The 16600-nt window shown below is 69.1% G+C and carries 13 protein-coding genes; 10 read left to right on the top strand and 3 right to left on the bottom strand.

Annotated features, from left to right (window positions below):
• Positions 1-79: 79 nt before the first annotated feature.
• Positions 80-646, bottom strand: a complete 567-nt coding sequence (gene efp / locus AC07NS_RS18990) for an elongation factor P (RefSeq protein WP_494605721.1) — start codon at positions 644-646, stop codon at positions 80-82.
• A gap of 139 nt (positions 647-785) precedes the next feature.
• Between efp and epmA the strand changes: the two genes are divergently transcribed.
• Positions 786-1838, top strand: a complete 1053-nt coding sequence (gene epmA, locus AC07NS_RS18995) for an EF-P lysine aminoacylase EpmA (protein ID WP_494605723.1) — start codon at positions 786-788, stop codon at positions 1836-1838.
• A 245-nt stretch (positions 1839-2083) separates the two neighbouring features.
• Positions 2084-2524, top strand: coding sequence for a VOC family protein (locus AC07NS_RS19000; protein ID WP_494605725.1), 441 nt, complete (start codon positions 2084-2086; stop codon positions 2522-2524).
• A gap of 141 nt (positions 2525-2665) precedes the next feature.
• On the opposite strand, the gene AC07NS_RS19005 is transcribed toward AC07NS_RS19000, so the two are convergent.
• Entirely contained in the window at positions 2666-3571 is a 906-nt protein-coding gene (locus AC07NS_RS19005; protein ID WP_494605727.1) for a LysR substrate-binding domain-containing protein, read from the bottom strand.
• Between the two features lie 127 nt (positions 3572-3698).
• Between AC07NS_RS19005 and AC07NS_RS19010 the strand changes: the two genes are divergently transcribed.
• Complete coding sequence (locus tag AC07NS_RS19010) at positions 3699-3824, top strand: hypothetical protein (RefSeq protein ID WP_494605729.1); 126 nt, start codon at positions 3699-3701, stop codon at positions 3822-3824.
• A gap of 59 nt (positions 3825-3883) precedes the next feature.
• Here the strand turns inward: AC07NS_RS19010 and AC07NS_RS19015 are convergent, their stop codons facing one another.
• Complete coding sequence (locus tag AC07NS_RS19015; protein ID WP_494605731.1) at positions 3884-4675, bottom strand: hypothetical protein; 792 nt, start codon at positions 4673-4675, stop codon at positions 3884-3886.
• A 122-nt stretch (positions 4676-4797) separates the two neighbouring features.
• Between AC07NS_RS19015 and AC07NS_RS19020 the strand changes: the two genes are divergently transcribed.
• From AC07NS_RS19020 to AC07NS_RS19050, 7 genes are all read left to right on the top strand, one after another.
• A complete protein-coding gene (locus AC07NS_RS19020) occupies positions 4798-5838 on the top strand; it encodes a lysine-2,3-aminomutase-like protein (protein WP_494605733.1) in 1041 nt (346 codons plus the stop codon).
• 4 nt (positions 5839-5842) lie between these two features.
• Positions 5843-6604 (top strand): pseudouridine synthase, encoded by a 762-nt coding sequence (locus AC07NS_RS19025; RefSeq protein ID WP_494605735.1) that lies wholly within the window; start codon positions 5843-5845, stop codon positions 6602-6604.
• 362 nt (positions 6605-6966) lie between these two features.
• Positions 6967-7227, top strand: a complete 261-nt coding sequence (locus AC07NS_RS19030; RefSeq protein WP_494605737.1) for a hypothetical protein — start codon at positions 6967-6969, stop codon at positions 7225-7227.
• A gap of 130 nt (positions 7228-7357) precedes the next feature.
• Complete coding sequence (locus AC07NS_RS19035; protein ID WP_494605739.1) at positions 7358-8647, top strand: efflux RND transporter periplasmic adaptor subunit; 1290 nt, start codon at positions 7358-7360, stop codon at positions 8645-8647.
• A gap of 15 nt (positions 8648-8662) precedes the next feature.
• Positions 8663-11797, top strand: a complete 3135-nt coding sequence (locus tag AC07NS_RS19040) for a multidrug efflux RND transporter permease subunit (protein WP_494605740.1) — start codon at positions 8663-8665, stop codon at positions 11795-11797.
• The gene (locus AC07NS_RS19045; protein ID WP_494605742.1) at positions 11794-14997 is read left to right on the top strand and encodes an efflux RND transporter permease subunit; all 3204 of its coding nucleotides are present in this window, start codon (positions 11794-11796) and stop codon (positions 14995-14997) included. The genes AC07NS_RS19040 and AC07NS_RS19045 overlap by 4 nt, the downstream gene beginning before the upstream one ends.
• Complete coding sequence (locus AC07NS_RS19050) at positions 14994-16397, top strand: efflux transporter outer membrane subunit (RefSeq protein WP_494605744.1); 1404 nt, start codon at positions 14994-14996, stop codon at positions 16395-16397. Before AC07NS_RS19045 ends, AC07NS_RS19050 begins: the two co-directional genes overlap by 4 nt.
• Positions 16398-16600 lie beyond the last annotated feature (203 nt).

A 16600-nucleotide genomic window follows, 5' to 3' on the forward strand; every position in this document is an offset into this window, starting at 1 on the left:
TCACGTGCATTCAGCCAAACAAAAACCCCGGCGGCCTCTCGGCCGCCGGGGTTCGTCAGTTCCAGTCGCGGAAGGACGATCAGTCCTTGGCGCGTTCCTGATAGCTGTTGTCTTCCGTCAGGATGATCACCTTGGTGCCGACGGTGATGTACGGCGGGACGGTGGTCTTGACGCCGTTGCTGAGCACGGCCGGCTTGTACGACGAGCTGGCGGTCTGGCCCTTCACCGACGGCTCGGTGTCGACGATCTCGAGGACCACGGTGCGCGGCAGTTCGATGGCGATCGGCACGTCGTTGTGGGTCGACAGCTGGACCGTCATGTTTTCCTGCAGGTAGGGCGCGGCGTCGCCGATCACGTCCTCGGTGGCCACGAGCTGGTCGTAGGTTTCCGGGTTCATGAAGTGGAAGCCCTCGCCGTCCTGGTACAGGAAGGTGTGGTTGCGCTGGTCGACGAAGGCGCGCTCGACCTGCTCGGTGGTGCGGTAGCGTTCCGAAACCTTCACGCCGTCGCTGATGCGGCGCATGTTCAGCTGGGTCACCGGGGTGCCCTTGCCGGGGTGGATGTTGTCGACGGTCAGGACGACATAGAGCTTGCCATCCATATCGACGACGGCGCCCTTGCGGAGCGAGCTGGCGGCTACCTTCACGTGAGAGTCCTCGAAGATCGGGCGACGGCGCGTTCAAGACCGCGCGCGCGTGTATTGCAGATGAATCCGTGTGCCCCTCTATAGCGAACGGGGCTAGATCGCCAGCCCTTCCGTCGTTTCGCCCTTTCCGAGCCCGCCCGTGACAGCCCCCTCCCCCTCTCCCTGGTGGAACCCGCGCAAGCACCAGGACCGCCGGCCTTTCCTGCTGGCCCGCAACCGGATCACCGCGGCGGTGCGCGACTGGTTCGCCGCGCGGGACTTCCTGGAGATCGACGCGGCCTGCCTGCAGGTCTCGCCCGGCAACGAGGCGCACCTTCACGCCTTCTCGACCGAAGCCGTCACCCTGGCGGGCGAGCGCGCGGCCCTGCACCTGCACACCTCGCCGGAGTTCGCCTGCAAGAAGCTGCTGGCGGCGGGCGAGCAGCGGATCTTCAGCCTGGGCAAGGTGTGGCGAAACCGCGAGCGAGGCCCGCTGCACCATCCTGAGTTCACCATGCTGGAGTGGTACCGGGTCGGGCAGCCCTACGAGACCCTGATGGACGACTGCGCGGCCCTGATGGCCCTGGCGGCGCAGACGGCGGGGACGACGCTGTTCTCGTTCCGAGGTCTGGACTGCGATCCCTTCGCGCAGCCCGAGCGGCTGACGGTGGCCGACGCGTTCATGCGCCACGCCAGCGTCGACCTGCTGGCCAGCCTCGGCGAAGGCGGACAGACAGACCGCGACGCCCTGGCCGCCTCGGCCAGCGCGGCGGGCATCCGGGTCTCAGCCGACGACACCTGGGCCGACGTCTTCAGCCGGGTGATCGTCGAGAAGGTCGAACCCAACCTGGGGATCGGCCGGGCCACGGTGCTGTGCGAATACCCGACGGCCGAGGCGGCCCTGGCGCGGCCCAAGCCGTCGGAACCGCGCGTGGCCGAACGGTTCGAGCTCTATGCCTGTGGGGTGGAGCTGGCCAACGCCTTCGGCGAACTGACCGACGCCGCCGAGCAGCGCCGCCGCTTCGTCGCGGAGATGGACGAGAAGCAGCGGGTCTATGGCGAGCGCTATCCGATCGACGACGACTTCCTGGCGGCCCTGGAGCACATGCCGGCCGCGGCGGGCTCGGCCCTGGGCTTCGACCGCCTGGTGCTGCTGGCGACCGGCGCGCGGCGCATCGACGAGGTGCTGTGGGTGCCGGTGGCCGAGGTCTGAGCGGCAAACGCCTCCCCCTTATCTCCCGTCATTCCCGCCCTTGTGGCGGGAAACCCTGGTTCCGTTGACACGTGAGATGCAAGCGGCGTGCTGAGCACGCCGCCCCTACTGCCCTTGCGGCTGACAGAGGGGTTCCCGCCACAAGGGCGGGAATGACGGGAGGATAGGAAAGCCGCCCCCTACAGACTGTCTTGTCCCTGGGCTAGGCTCCCTGCCAGGACGCCAAGATCCAAGGGAGAGCCGCCATGAAGATCGTCACCAGCCTCAGCTTCAAGGGCGAGTGCCGCCAGGCCTTCGAGTTCTACGCCCAGGTGCTGGGCGGCCAGGTCACCGCCGCCATGCCGTTCAGCGACGGCCCGCCCGACATGCCGATCGATCCGAAATACAAGGACTGGCTGATGCACTGCTGGCTGGACGTCGGCGACCAGGCGCTGATGGGCGCCGACATGCCGCCCGAGTTCGCCCCCAACATCGACAAGCCCAAGAACGGCTTCGACGTGACCTTCCACACCGAGGACGCGACCGAAGCCAAGCGGGTGTTCGACGCCCTCTCCGAAGGCGGCAAGGTGGGCATGCCGTTCGCGGCCACCTTCTGGTCGCCCGGCTACGGCAGCCTGACCGACCGGTTCGGCATTCCGTGGATGGTCAACACCATTCCTGGCGCGGACTGGCGGCCGGGGCAGTAGCGACCCAAAAAAGCTCGTCATCCCGGAAAGCCCGCAGGGCTTATCCGGGACCCAGGGGACTGGGCGCTGTGGAGGGGTCATCTCCAGGCGACGGCCAACACTTTGCGGCGGCCCCTGGGTCCCGGCTCTCCGCGCTGCGCGCTACGGCCGGGATGACGACTGAGGGGTGTCAGCCCCCCGCCCCACCTCGGCCAGCAGCCAGTCGCGCACCTTGAGGATCCGCGCCAGCCGGGGCGCGTCGGCTCGCCAGACGACGTGGTGGCCGGTCTCGACCTCCACCTCGCCGGGGAAGGGCCGCACCAAGCGGCCGTCGCGCAGGTCGCGTTCGGACAGGCCTTCGCGGGCCAGGGCGACGCCGATCCCCTGCGCGGCCGCGTCGAGCATCACCGACGTATCGTCGAAGGCGATGCCGGTGATCATGGCCGGCGGCTCCAGCCCCATGCCCCGGAACCAGACGGCCCAGTGCACGCCGGTGTGGCGCAGCAGCGGCACGGTCAGCAGGTCGGCCGGACAGCTCATCGGGTGCCGCTCCAGGAACCCCGGCGAGCAGACGGGGAACAATCGCTCGCCCAGCAGCGGGATCGACTCCACCCCGTCCCACGGGCCGCGCCCGAAGCGCAGGGCCAGGTCCACGCCGTCGGTGCGCAGGTCAGCCTTGCGGTCCTCGATGCGCAGCTGCAGGTCGGCCTCACCGGTGTCGGCGGCCAGGCGGGCCAGCCGGGTGACCAGCCAGCGGCTGGCGAAGGCGGACGTGGCGCTGACCACCAGCGGCCCCTCCAGGGTCTGGCGGGCGCTGTCGACCCCGGCCCGCAGGATCGACAGGGCCTCGGCCACGTGCTCGGCCAGGCGCCGGGCGGTGGGCGTGGGGACCATGCCGTTGCCCTCGCGCCGGAACAGGGTGGCGCCGAGGTCCTCCTCCAGCTTGCGGATCTGCTGGCTGACCGCGCCGTGGGTGACGTGCAGTTCGTCGGCCGCGCGGCTGTAACCGCGATGGCGATAGGCCGCCTCAAGGGCGACCAGGGAGCTGAAGGGCGGAAGGCGCGACACAGGGCCATCTCCGTTAGCTGAGCTCACAATCTGGCGCAGAAGCCATCGTTCGTAAAGCCGCCCTGGATTTGCGATTGTCTCCCTGCGGCCGCCCTTCCCTGCGATCGCATCTAACAGGATTGAGACGATGAAACTGCTGCTTGCCGGCGGCGCCCTGGCGCTCGCCCTGATCGGCGCGATCGATCGCGCCCCCTCCTCGCCCTTCCGCGCCGAGCCCTGGCCCGGCAGCGTGCCGATCCACAGCCCGCGCTGAGCTCCCCTTCTCTCTTCGCCGTCGTCCGCGATGACGGCGATGGGTGGCGGCCTACAGCGTCAGTCGCCCAGCAGCAGCTTTGTGCGGCCCACCGCGTCCAGTTCCGCGAACAGTCGGCGCTGATCGGGCGCCATGCCGCAGGCACGGAGAAAAGCTTTCTCGATGTCGGCGGCCGGGAACGGAGGATGAGATGGTTCGTGGGCCGGCGGGCAGATGTTGACGCGCCAGACCTCCAGGGCGCCGTCGACGCGACGCTCCACACGAGGCTGCAGATCGACGCCGGTCGCCAAGGACATCACGCAGGCCACGTGGCCCAGCCAGGCGTCGGCGGCGTGGAACCAGGCCGAGTCCGCCTCTCCGTCACCCCATATCGCGATCGCCCCGGAGAGCCTCTGGGGCTCGTCGTCCAACGGTTGGGCGCTTGCCGTCCAGACGAGGCCGTCGGCCGTCTGGTAAGACAGTTGGCTGGAGGCCAGACGACGGAAAAACCAGAGGAGCTGATGACTGTCCGGCGCGTCCGGGCGCACCCGGGTGATTTCAGCGTCGTCGCATGCGCAGCGCAGGGACAGATGGGCGCTACCCATGTCGTCGCTGACCAACTCATGGTCGATGACAAAGAGCGAACTCGAGCGGAAAGCGTCGCCGTCCGAAGACATGCCCTCGAGCATCATCGGCTCGTCGTCGCGAACGTCGTCGCCCGCCAGCAGGACCGCCGTCCGCGCGGTCTTACGCAACGGCGCGAGGTTCAGCCGAACCTCGCCGTCTTCGTCGATCCAGGCCGAAAACTCCGCATCGAACTTGTCGCGGCCACTTGCGATCTGGCCCCTGAAACGGCCCCCGACGTTCAGCATGCTCCACCCACTCAACTCGAACTAAGCTCCCCATAGCACGTGGCTAGCCCGCGTTGGGCCGGACGCTCGAACCGCCCCCGGATTTGCCAACCACGCCCGTTCGGCGCATATCCCCGGCGATCATGATCGCCGCCAAGACCCTTCGCAGCGCCAGCGCCCTGGCCGAGGCCGGACTCGTCGCCGCCGAACGCCTGCCGGCGCTGGAGCGCGTGGCCGCCCAGTATGCGGTGGCCATCACGCCCGACATGGCCCAGTTGATCGACGAGGCCGATCCGTTCGACCCGATCGCCCGCCAGTTCGTGCCGACCGAGGCCGAGCTCGTCACCCTGCCCGCCGAATCCGAGGACCCGATCGGCGACTTCGCCCACAGCCCGGTCGAGGGAATCGTCCACCGCTACCCCGATCGGGTGCTGCTGAAGCCGACCCACACCTGCGCGGTCTATTGCCGGTTCTGCTTCCGGCGCGAGATGGTCGGGCCCGAGGGGCTGAAGACCCTGTCGCCGGACGAGCTGGACGCGGCCTTCGCCTATGTCGCCGCCCGCCCGCAGATCTGGGAGGTGATCGTCACCGGCGGCGACCCGTTCGTGCTGTCGCCGCGCCGCATCGCCGACCTGATGGACCGGCTGGAGGCGATCGAGCACGTCAAGGTCGTGCGCTTCCACACGCGTATTCCTTCCGTGGATCCGCAAGCCGTGACGCCGGAGCTGGTGGCGGCGCTGAAGCGCGGCAGCAAGGCCGTCTATGTGGCCCTGCACGCCAACCACGCCCGCGAGCTGACCCCGGCCGCCCGCGCCGCCTGCGCGCGCCTGGTCGACGCGGGCGTTCCGATGATCGGCCAGACCGTGCTGCTGAAGGGCGTCAACGACGATCCCGAGAGCCTGGGCGCGCTGATGCGGGCGCTCGTGGAGACGCGGATCAAGCCCTACTACCTGCACCAAGGGGATCTCGCCCCCGGCACCAGCCACCTGCGCACCACCGTCGAGGAGGGCCAGGCGCTGATGAAGGCCATTCGTGGCCGATTCTCAGGGCTCTGCCAGCCTACCTACGTGCTCGACATCCCCGACGGCCACGGCAAGGTGCCCGTCGGCCCCAACTATCTGGACGACGGCGCGGTGGAAGACCCGCGCGGCCAGACCCACGCCTATCCCCCGAAAGCCGACTGACGCCATGGCCTGGACCCGCACCTACGACGAGGCCGAGCCTCAGCGCGTCAACAAGTGGCTGGCCCAGAGCGGGGTCTGCTCGCGCCGCGAGGCCGAGGCCCTGATCGGCCAGGGCCTGGTGACGATCGACGGCGAGGTCGTCGAAGACGCCGGCCGCAAGATCCTGCCCGGCCAGACCCTGGTGCTGAACGACGGCGCGACCAGGCAGCTCGGCGCCGCCATGACGGTGATGATCCACAAGCCGGTCGGCATCGTCTCGTCCCAGCCCGAGGGCGAACAGATCCCGGCCGTGCGCCTGCTGACCAAGGCCGCCCAGTTCGGCCAGCCCGGCCCCGTGCCCGGCCGCGACAGCAAGCTGGCGCCCGTCGGCCGCCTGGACATGGACTCCCGGGGCCTGCTGATCCTGTCCGAGGACGGGGTGGTGGCCAAGGCGGTGATCGGTCCGGAGTCGACGCTGGAAAAGGAATACCGCGTCCGGGTGCGCGGCGAACTAACCCGCGAGAAGATCGACTGGCTGCGTCACGGCCTGGAGCTGGACGGCCGCAAGCTGAAACGCGCCGTCGTCGACCGCCTGGGCCAGGAGACCCTGCGCTTCGTGCTGACCGAAGGCCGCAACCGCCAGATCCGCCGGATGTGCGACCTTGTCGAGCTGGACGTCATCGACCTGTTCCGCCACCGCGTCGGCCCGATCGAACTGGGCGACTTGCCGGAGGGCCGTTGGCGTCCACTGACGGCCGCCGAGCGCGAGGCGCTGATCAAGGGGTAATCCCCTCTCCCATAGGGAGAGGGAGGGGCCCGCCGCGAAGCGGTGGGAGGGTGAGGGGTTTCACCGCCGGCAGGCAAATCCCATGCTGCGGCCTCACCGCCGAAGACAGAGGCTGGCCGCCAGCGCTCCATTCGGTGAGTTTGTTACCTCTCACCCTCCCACGCCTTCCGCGCGGGCCCCTCCCTCTCTCAAAGAGAGAGGGACTTTCGCGCATTGCCGGAACTAAACGGGCGATTGAACTCGCGCCTGTACCGAAACTTTCCGCCCATTTTTGCAAGTTCGCCGGACGCCGTTTCAAAGCGGCAACATCGCCGCCACTTCGCATTGCTAGCCGTGCGGTCCCCTCAATTTCGGAGACCGACATGAAAGCCGTTCTCGCCGCGATCGCCCTGAGCCTCGCCGCCGCCTCTTCCGCCCCCGCCCTGGCCCAGCCGCAAGGCGGCCACGACCAGCACGGCTCGCCGGCCCCCGCCGCCCAGCAGCAGCGCCACGACGCCAAGCCGGGCAAGGAATCCAAGCAGGAACGCCACGTCCGCGCCTGCAAGGCCAAGTACCGCAGCTTCGACGTCAAGCGCGACGCCTATCGCGGTCAGGGCGGCAAATGGATCAAATGCCGCCTCTAGCAGTTTAGCTTGAGCGTCGGGTCGCCAGCGTCGGCGACCCGACATTTCGTACCCTCGCCTACCCCGCCGTGTCGCCCCGACGACGGCGTCTCGACCATCTTCGCCGCCCGCCCGCGCCCAGAGGCCGTCCATGACCGAATCCAGCCCGTCCTACTCCGCCCGCAAGCCCAGCCGTCGGGCGCGGATCATCGGCGGCGCCGTCGCCGTGGCGGCCCTGGCGGGCGTCGGCGTCCTGGCCTGGACCCTGCTGCACAACGGCGGCCAGGGCGGCGGCGACATGGGCGGACCCGGTGGTCCCGGCGGCCCGGGCGGCGGCGGCGGCGGTCGTCGCGGCGGTCCGGCCAGCACCGTGGCGGTCGCCACGGCGAGCAAGGCCGACCTGCCGGTGATCATCGACGCCCTGGGCACCGTGACCCCGGCCGCGACCGTGACGGTCAAGCCGCAGGTCTCGGGCGTCATCACCCAGGTGCTGTTCCGCGAGGGCCAGTTGGTCCAGGCCGGCCAGACCCTGGTGCAGATCGATCCCCGCCCGTTCCAGATGAGCCTGATGGAAGCGCAGGGCAACCTGACCCGCGACGAAGCCCAGCTGTCGGTCGCCCAACTGACCCTGAAGCGCTACCAGACCCTGCTGGCCCAGGACTCCATCGCCCGCCAGGAGGTCGACACCCAGGCCGCGACCGTCAAGCAGCTGGAAGGCACGGTCATGGCCGACCGCGCCGCCGTCGGCACCGCGCGGCTGAACGTCGGCTTCGCCCGCATCGTCGCCCCGGTCAGCGGCCGGGTCGGCCTGCGCGTGGTGGACGTCGGCAACTACATCGCCTCGGGCGACTCGAGCGGCGTGGCGGTGATCACCACCCTGTCGCCGATCGACGTGGAATTCACCGTCCCGCAGGACGACGTGCCGCGCATCTCGCAGCGGGTGTTCGGCGGCGCGACCCTGCCGGTCACCGTGCTCGACCGCACCCGCACCAACACCCTGGACCAGGGCACGTTCTCGACCCTCGACAACCTGGTCGACACCGGCACCGGCACGGTGAAGGGCAAGGCCCGCTTCCCCAACACCGGCGGCAAGCTGTTCCCCAGCCAGTTCGTCAATGTCCGCATCCAGCTCGACACCCTGAAGGACGCCATCGTCGTGCCGGCCACGGCCGTGCGCCAGGGCTCGGACGGCTCGTTCGTCTGGAAGCTGAAGAGCGACCAGACCGTCACCAAGACCAAGGTCACGACCGGCCAGGCGACCACCACCCAGGTGGCGGTCACGCAGGGGCTCGCCATCGGCGACAAGGTGATCACCGAAGGCGGCGACCGCCTGACCGAAGGCGGCAAGGTTCAGCTGCCGGGCCAGGTTCAGCGTCAGGGCGGCGGCAAGGGCAAGGGTGAACGCGGCAAGGGCGGTGAAGGCCGCCGGCGTCCGGAATAGGCCGGAAGCCGCCCCATGAACCCCTCGCGTCCCTTCATCCAGCGGCCGGTCGCCACGGCCCTGTTCATGGCGGCCATCGTCCTGGCCGGCTTGGTCGGCTTCAAGCTGCTGCCGCTGTCGGCCCTGCCGGAGGTGGATTACCCCACCATCCAGGTCCAGACCCTGTACCCGGGCGCGAGCCCCGAGGTGATGAGCCAGACCGTCACCGCCCCGCTGGAAAAGCAGCTGGGCGAGATGTCGGGCCTCACCCGCATGAGCTCGGTCAGCACGGCCGGCGCCAGCATCATCACCCTTCAGTTCGGCCTCGGTGAGACGCTCGACGTCGCCGAGCAGGAAGTGCAGGCGGCGATGAACGCGGCGAACTCGCTGCTGCCGGCCGACCTGCCCGCCCCGCCGACCTACGCCAAGGTCAATCCGGCCGACGCGCCGGTGCTGACCCTGGCCATTACCTCCGACACCCTGCCGCTGACCGAGGTGCAGAACCTCGTGAACACGCGCCTGGCCCAGAAGATCAGCCAGGTCTCGGGCGTGGGCCTGGTGTCGCTCAGCGGCGGCCAGAAGCCGGCGATCCGCATCCAGGCCGACACCCAGGCCATGGCCTCGTACGGCCTGACCCTGTCGAACCTCGAGACCGCGATCAGCAACGCCAACGCCAACAGCGCCAAGGGCAGCTTCGATGGTCCGACCCGCACCTACACGATCAACGCCAATGATCAGCTGCTGACGGTCGACGACTATCTGGACCTCGTCGTCACCTACAAGAACGAGGCCCCGATCCGCATCCGCGACGTGGCTAGCGTGGTGCAGAGCGCCGAAAACACCCGCCTGGGCGCCTGGGCCGGCAAGACCCCGTCGATCATCGTCAACGTCCAGCGCCAGCCGGGCGCCAACGTCATCCAGACGGTCGACGCCATCAAGGCCAAGCTGCCCGAGCTGCAGGCCGGCCTGCCGGCGACCCTGAAGGTCGAGGTGCTGGCCGACCGCACCACCGGCATCCGCGCCTCGGTCCACCACGTGGAAATGGAGCTGGTGCTGGCCGTGGTGATGGTCGTGCTGGTGATCTTCTTCTTCCTGCACTCCATGCGGGCGACGATCATCGCCAGCCTGGCCGTGCCGATCTCGCTGATCGGCTCGTGCGGGGTGATGTACCTGCTGGGCTTCTCGCTGAACAACCTGAGCCTGATGGCCCTGACCATCGCGACCGGCTTCGTCGTCGACGACGCCATCGTCATGATCGAGAACATCATCCGCCACATGGAAAAGGGCGAAAAGCCGATGCAGGCGGCGCTGAAGGGCGCGCGCGAGATCGGCTTCACGATCATCTCGCTGACCATCTCGCTGATCGCGGTGCTGATCCCGCTGCTGTTCATGGGCGACGTGATCGGGCGCCTGTTCCGCGAGTTCGCCATCACCCTGTCGATCACCATCCTGATCTCGGCCGTGGTGTCGCTGACCCTGACCCCGATGCTGTCGGCCCGCTGGCTGAAGAGCCACGAGGACGAGGAAGAAAAGCCCAACAGCGTCGGCAAGAAGGCCCAGGCGCTGTTCGAGAAGATCGAGGGCCGCTACGAGGTCGCCCTGGCCTGGGTCATGGCCCGCCAGAAGGCCACCCTGGTCGTCGCCGTCGCCACCCTGGTGCTGACCGGCGTGCTCTACATGGTCATCCCCAAGGGCCTGTTCCCGACCCAGGACACCGGCCAGCTGCAGGCCCGCACCGAGGTCGAGCAGTCGGTGTCGTACGAGCGCATGGCCGGCCTGCAACAGCAGGCGGCGGAAGCCATCCTGGAGGACCCGGCGGTGGAGAACGTCGCCTCGTTCATCGGGGTCGACGGCGCCAACAACAGCATGCTCCACACCGGCCAGATGCAGATCAACCTGAAGAGCGACCGTTCCGGCTCGCAGGAAAAGATCATGCAGCGGCTGCGCGATCGCGTGGCCGCCGTGCCGGGCGTGACCCTCTATCTCCAACCGACCCAGGACCTGACCATCGACGCCGAGAGCGGCCCGACCCAGTACCGCCTGTCGCTGGAAGGCGCCGACACCGCCACGGTCAAGGAATGGGCCGGCAAGCTGGCGGCCAAGCTCGCCGAGGTGAAGGCCGTCCGCAACGTCTACAGCGACGCCTCGGCCACGGGTTCGGCGGCCTATATCGACATCGACCGCGACACCGCCGCGCGGCTGTCGATCACCGCCTCGGACATCGACGACGCCCTCTACAGCGCGTTCGGCCAGCGGATCGTCTCGACCATCTTCACCGAGACCAACCAGTACCGGGTGATCCTGGAGGCCAAGCCCGGCCTGCTGACCGACCCGGCGTCGCTGGGCAACCTGAACCTCAAGACCGGCGGCGGCTCGCCCGCCCCGCTGGCGGCCTTCTCGACCATCAAGGAAAAGCAGGCGCCGCTGCAGGTGACCCACGTCGCCCAGTTCCCGGCCACCACCATCGGCTTCGACACCGCGTCTGGCGTGTCGCTGGGCCATGCGGTGGACGAGGTGCGCAAGGCGATGAAGGACATCGGCATGCCCTCGTCGGTGACCCACACCTTCCTGGGCGCGGCCGGGGCCTACGAGAACTCGCTGAGCAACCAGCTGTGGCTGATCCTGGCGGCCGTGGTCTGCGTCTACATCGTGCTGGGCGTGCTCTACGAGAGCTACATCCACCCGCTGACCATCCTGTCGACCCTGCCGTCGGCCGGGGTCGGGGCGCTGCTGGCGCTGTGGGTGACGGGCAATGACCTGGGCGTGATCGGGATCATCGGCATCATCCTGCTGATCGGCATCGTCAAGAAGAACGCGATCATGATGATCGACTTCGCGATCGAGGCCGAACGCAACGAGGGCAAGTCGCCCGAGAAGGCGATCTTCCAGGCCGCCATCCTGCGCTTCCGCCCGATCCTGATGACCACGCTGGCGGCCCTGTTCGCCGCCGTGCCGCTGATGCTGGGCTTCGGCGAAGGCGCCGAGCTGCGCCGTCCGCTGGGCATCGCCATCTTCGGCGGCCTGCTGGTCAGCCAGCTGCTGACGATGTTCACGACGCCCGTCGTCTACCTTGCCTTCGACCGCCTGGCGCCCAGCGCCAAGGGCCGCCGCGAGGACGGGAACGCCGACGAGGGCCGGGTCGAGCGTCCGCTGCCGGGGCTGCCGTCATGAACCTGTCGGCGCCCTTCATCCGCCGGCCGGTGGCCACGGTCCTGCTGACCGTCGGCCTGGCCATGGCCGGGATCTTCGGCTTCTTCGTGCTGCCGGTCTCGCCCCTGCCGCAGGTGGACTATCCGACCATCGCGGTGTCGGCCAGCCTGTCGGGGGCCAGCCCCGAGACCATGGCCTCCAGCGTCGCCACGCCGCTGGAGCGCCGCCTGGGCGTCATCTCCGGCGTCAACGAGATGACCTCGCAGAGCTCGTCGGGCTCGACGCGGGTGACCCTGCAGTTCGACCTGAACCGCAAGATCGACGGCGCGGCCCGCGAGGTGCAGGCGGCCATCAACGCCACGCGCGCCGACCTGCCCGCGACGCTGAAGAGCAATCCGACCTACAGCAAGATGAACCCGTCGGACTCGCCGGTGATCATCCTGGCCCTGACCTCGGACACCAAGACGCCGGGTCAGATCTACGACGCGGTGTCGAACATCGTCTCCCAGCGCGTCGCCCAGGTGCAGGGCGTCGGCGACGTCGAGATCGGCGGCGGCTCGCTGCCGGCCGTGCGGATCTCGGTCAATCCGTTCCTGCTCAACAAGTACGGGGTGAGCCTGGAGGACGTGCGCGCCTCGATCCAGGCGGCCAACGCCAACCGCCCCAAGGGCGCCCTCGAAGGCGACGGCAAGCGCTACCAGATCTACACCTCGAGCAGCGGCCGCACGGCGGCCGACTACGCCGGCCTGCTGGTGGCCTGGCGCGGCGACGCCGGCGTCAAGCTGTCGGACGTGGCCGACGTCAAGGACAGCGTCGCCAACACCCGAACCCTGGGCCTCTTCAACGGCAAGCCGGCGATCATCGTGCTGATCACCCGCCAGCCAGGCGCCAACATCATCGAGACCGTCGACAGCGTCCGCGCCGCCCTGCCCGAATTGCGCGCCCAGCTGCCCGGCGACATCAAGGTGCAGGTGGCCAGCGACAGCACCAACTCGATCCGCTCGTCGCTGCACGAGATCGAGGTCACCCTGCTGATCTCGATCATCCTGGTGGTGCTGGTGGTCAGCGCCTTCCTGCGCAGCGCCCGGGCGACCTTCATCCCGACGGCGGCGACCATCGTCTCGCTGCTGGGCACGTTCGGGGTGATGTACCTGCTGGGCTTCTCGCTCAACAACCTGTCCCTGATGGCCATCACCGTGGCGACCGGCTTCGTGGTCGACGACGCCATCGTCGTGCTGGAGAACACCCAGCGCCACATCGAGGCGGGCATGGACCGCTTCAAGGCCGCCGTGCTGGGCGCGCGCGAGGTGGGCTTCACCGTGCTGTCGATCAGCGTCTCGCTGGTCGCGGTGTTCATCCCGCTGCTGTTCATGGGCGGCCAGGTGGGGCGGCTGTTCCGCGAGTTCGCCGTCACCCTGTCGGCGGCGGTGCTGATCTCGCTGGTGATCAGCCTGACGACCACGCCGATGATGTGCGCCTATCTGCTGAAGCCCCGCCCCGAGGGCCACCAGGAAGGCCGCATCGCCCGTCTCTTCGAGAAGATGTTCGACCGTATCCAGCGGCTCTACGCCCGCAGCCTGGACTGGGCCCTGGCGGCCAAGCCGCTGGTGCTGATGATCCTGATCGCGGTCATCGGCATGACCATCTGGCTCTACATCGCCGTGCCCAAGGGCTTCTTCCCGCAACAGGACAGCGGCCAGTTGATGGCCGGCATGCGGGCCGACGAAAGCGTCTCGTCCCAGGTCATGCAGGCCAAGCTGCGGACCGTGGTCGATATCATCCGCAAGGACCCGGCCGTCGACACCGTGGTCGGCTTCACCGGCGGCAACCGCTCGGGCGGCGGCTTCATGTTCGTCAATCTGAAGCCGATGAAGGAGCGCAAGGAAAAGGGCAGCGCCGTCATCGCCCGTCTGCGGCCGCAGCTGCAGAAGGTCACCGGCCTGTCGATCTTCCTCAACCCCGTGCAGGACGTGCGGATGGGCGGGCGGTCGAGCAACTCGACCTACCAGTACACCCTGACCAGCGACTCCAGCGCCGCCCTCAAGGAATGGGCGCCGAAGCTGGCCGAGGCGATGAAGGAGCATTCCGACGTCATGACCGACGTCGACAGCGACCAGTCGGAGAACGGCGTCGAGACCCTGGTCACCATCGACCGCGACAGCGCCTCGCGCATGGGCGTCACCCCCAAGGCCGTGGACAACGCGCTCTACAACGCCTTCGGCCAGCGCCAAGTCGCGACCATCTACGAGGACGTCAACCAGTACGGCGTGATCCTGGAGTGGAACCAGACGTTCGCCCAGGGCCCCGAGGCGCTGAACGACGTCTATGTGCCGACCAGCACCAGCAGCACCACCACCTCGGCCAGCACCAGCGGGGCATCGGTCAATCCGTCGCTGCGCGACGCCTCGACCGGCTCGACGCTGAACACCTCGGCAACCCCGATGACGCCGCTGACGGCCATCGCCAGCGTCTCGCAGAACGCCACCCCGACCTCGGTCAACCACCAGAACGGCGAACTGGCGACCACCGTGTCGTTCAACCTGCCGGACGGGGTGTCGCTGTCGCAGGCCCAGGCGGCCATCACCCAGGCCGAGGCCGACATCGGCCTGCCGACCAGCGTGCGCGGCAGCTTCCAGGGCAGCGCCCGCAGCTACAACGAGCAGATGAAGCAGCAGCCGTATCTGATCGCCGCGGCCCTGGTGGCGATCTACATCGTGCTGGGCATCCTCTACGAGAGCTACGTCCACCCGGTGACGGTGCTGTCGACCCTGCCCGCCGCCGGCGTCGGGGCGGTGCTGGCCCTGCTGATCTTCAACATGGAGTTCTCGATCATCGCGCTGATCGGGGTGTTCCTGCTGCTGGGCATCGTCAAGAAGAACGCCATCCTGATCATCGACTTCGCCCTGGAGGCCCAGCGGGCCCGGGGGCTGACGGCGCTGGAGGCCGTGCGCGAAGCCAGCCTGCTGCGCTTCCGCCCGATCCTGATGACGACCCTGGCCGCGGCCCTGGGCGCCCTGCCCCTGGCCATCGGTTTCGGCGAAGGCGCCGAGCTGCGCCGGCCGCTGGGCATCACCATCATCGGCGGCCTGATCGCCAGCCAACTGCTGACCCTCATCACCACCCCGGTCGTCTACGTCTACATGGACCGCCTGCGCGGCAAGCGGCGCAAGGACGAGCGCGACCTGACCCACATGCCCGCCCCGCCGGAGCCCGCCCGATGACCGCCCGCTTTCTGACTTCGCTTCCCCTGCTCGCTCTCGTCGCGGCCTGCTCCACGACCCCAGCCTACGAGACCCCCAAGCTCGCCTCGCCGACGCCCGCCGCCTGGAAGGCGCTGGACGGCTGGCAGGCCGCCAGCCCGTCCGACCACGTCGATCGCGGCGACTGGTGGACCCTGCTGGGCGACCCGCAGCTGGACGCCCTGGCCCAGCGGGTGAAGGTCAACAACCAGACCATTGCCTCGGCCGAGGCCGCCTATCGCCAGGCCCGCGCCCTGGTGAAGGAGCAGCGCGCCTCGCTGTTCCCCGCGATCGACCTGTCGGGCTCGGCCACCAAGACGGGCGGCGGCGGCGCCTCGTCGTCCAGCAAGGGCGAGCGCTATCAGGCCGGCATCGGCGCCAGCTGGGAGCCGGACGTCTGGGGCCGCATCCGTGCGACGGTGAACAACGCCAAGGCCTCGGCCCAGGCCAGCGCCGCCGACCTGGCCGCCGCCGAGCTGTCGGCCCAGGGCGAACTGGCCACCAACTATCTGGGCCTGCGCCAGACCGACGCCGAGATCGCCCTCGTCCAGGCCACGGTCGAGGGCTACCAGCGGTCCCTGAAGATCACCCAGAACCGCTACGACGCCGGCATCGCTCCGCGCTCGGACGTGCTGCAGGCCCAGACCACCCTGGCCAACGCCCAGTCGACCCTGGAGGGCCTGGCCCAGACGCGCGCCACCTACGAGAACGCCGTGGCGGTGCTGGTCGGCGAGCCGGCCAGCAGCTTCACGATCGCCGCCGATCCCAACTGGTCGGCCAGCGTGCCGGAAATCCCCGTCGGCCTGCCCTCGACCCTGCTGGAGCGCCGTCCCGACGTCGCCGCCGCCGAGCGCCGCGTGGCCGCCGCCAACGCCGAGATCGGCGTGGCCCGCGCCGCCTATTTCCCGACCTTCACCCTGACCGGCGACGGCTCGAGCAGCGCCACGAAGCTGGGCGACCTGTTCGCGGCCTCGACCAACACCTGGTCGCTGGGCCTGGCCGCGGCCCAGACCCTGTTCGACGCCGGCGCCCGCAAGGCCCAGGTGGCCCAGGCCCGCGCCTCGTACGACGCGGCGGCCGCTGACTACCGCCAGACGGCGCTGGAGGCCTTCCAGGACGTCGAGAACCAGCTGACGGCGGTGCGGGTGCTGGAGCGCCAGTACGCGTTGTTGCAGACGGCCTCGACCGCCGCCGACCAGACCGAGCAGATGCTGCTGAATCAGTATCGCGCCGGCCAGGTGGCCTATACCGACGTCGTCACCGCCCAGGCCTCGGCCCTGTCGGCCCGGCGTGAACTGGCGACCGCGCGCGTGTCGCGTCAGGCGGCGGCGGTTGCGTTGGTGCAGGCGCTGGGCGGCGGCTGGGCGGGGGTGAAGGCGTAGTCCTTCCCCTCCAACAAAGCTCGTCATCCCGGGCGGAGGACCGCGCAGCGGGCCGCAGACCCGGCGACCGTGTTGGGTCAAGCGGGCCTTTGCCAGGGTTGTCCGGATTTGAGCATGCCGTTGGCGGCGACGACGATCTTCCTGGCGATGGCGACGAGGGCGACTTTCGCGGGTTTGCCGGCGGCGCGGAGGGCCTTGTACTC

The organism is Caulobacter sp. GW821-FHT10A10, assembly GCF_059415745.1.

Coding starts and splice junctions, on each gene's coding strand:
- AC07NS_RS19050 (WP_494605744.1), top strand. CDS start 14,994: ATGACCGCCCGCTTTCTGACTTCGCTTCCCCTGCTCGCTCTCGTCGCG.
- AC07NS_RS19030 (WP_494605737.1), top strand. CDS start 6,967: ATGAAAGCCGTTCTCGCCGCGATCGCCCTGAGCCTCGCCGCCGCCTCT.
- AC07NS_RS19040 (WP_494605740.1), top strand. CDS start 8,663: ATGAACCCCTCGCGTCCCTTCATCCAGCGGCCGGTCGCCACGGCCCTG.
- AC07NS_RS19000 (WP_494605725.1), top strand. CDS start 2,084: ATGAAGATCGTCACCAGCCTCAGCTTCAAGGGCGAGTGCCGCCAGGCC.
- AC07NS_RS19020 (WP_494605733.1), top strand. CDS start 4,798: ATGATCGCCGCCAAGACCCTTCGCAGCGCCAGCGCCCTGGCCGAGGCC.
- AC07NS_RS19010 (WP_494605729.1), top strand. CDS start 3,699: ATGAAACTGCTGCTTGCCGGCGGCGCCCTGGCGCTCGCCCTGATCGGC.
- AC07NS_RS19015 (WP_494605731.1), bottom strand. CDS start 4,675: ATGCTGAACGTCGGGGGCCGTTTCAGGGGCCAGATCGCAAGTGGCCGC.
- AC07NS_RS19045 (WP_494605742.1), top strand. CDS start 11,794: ATGAACCTGTCGGCGCCCTTCATCCGCCGGCCGGTGGCCACGGTCCTG.
- AC07NS_RS19025 (WP_494605735.1), top strand. CDS start 5,843: ATGGCCTGGACCCGCACCTACGACGAGGCCGAGCCTCAGCGCGTCAAC.
- AC07NS_RS19035 (WP_494605739.1), top strand. CDS start 7,358: ATGACCGAATCCAGCCCGTCCTACTCCGCCCGCAAGCCCAGCCGTCGG.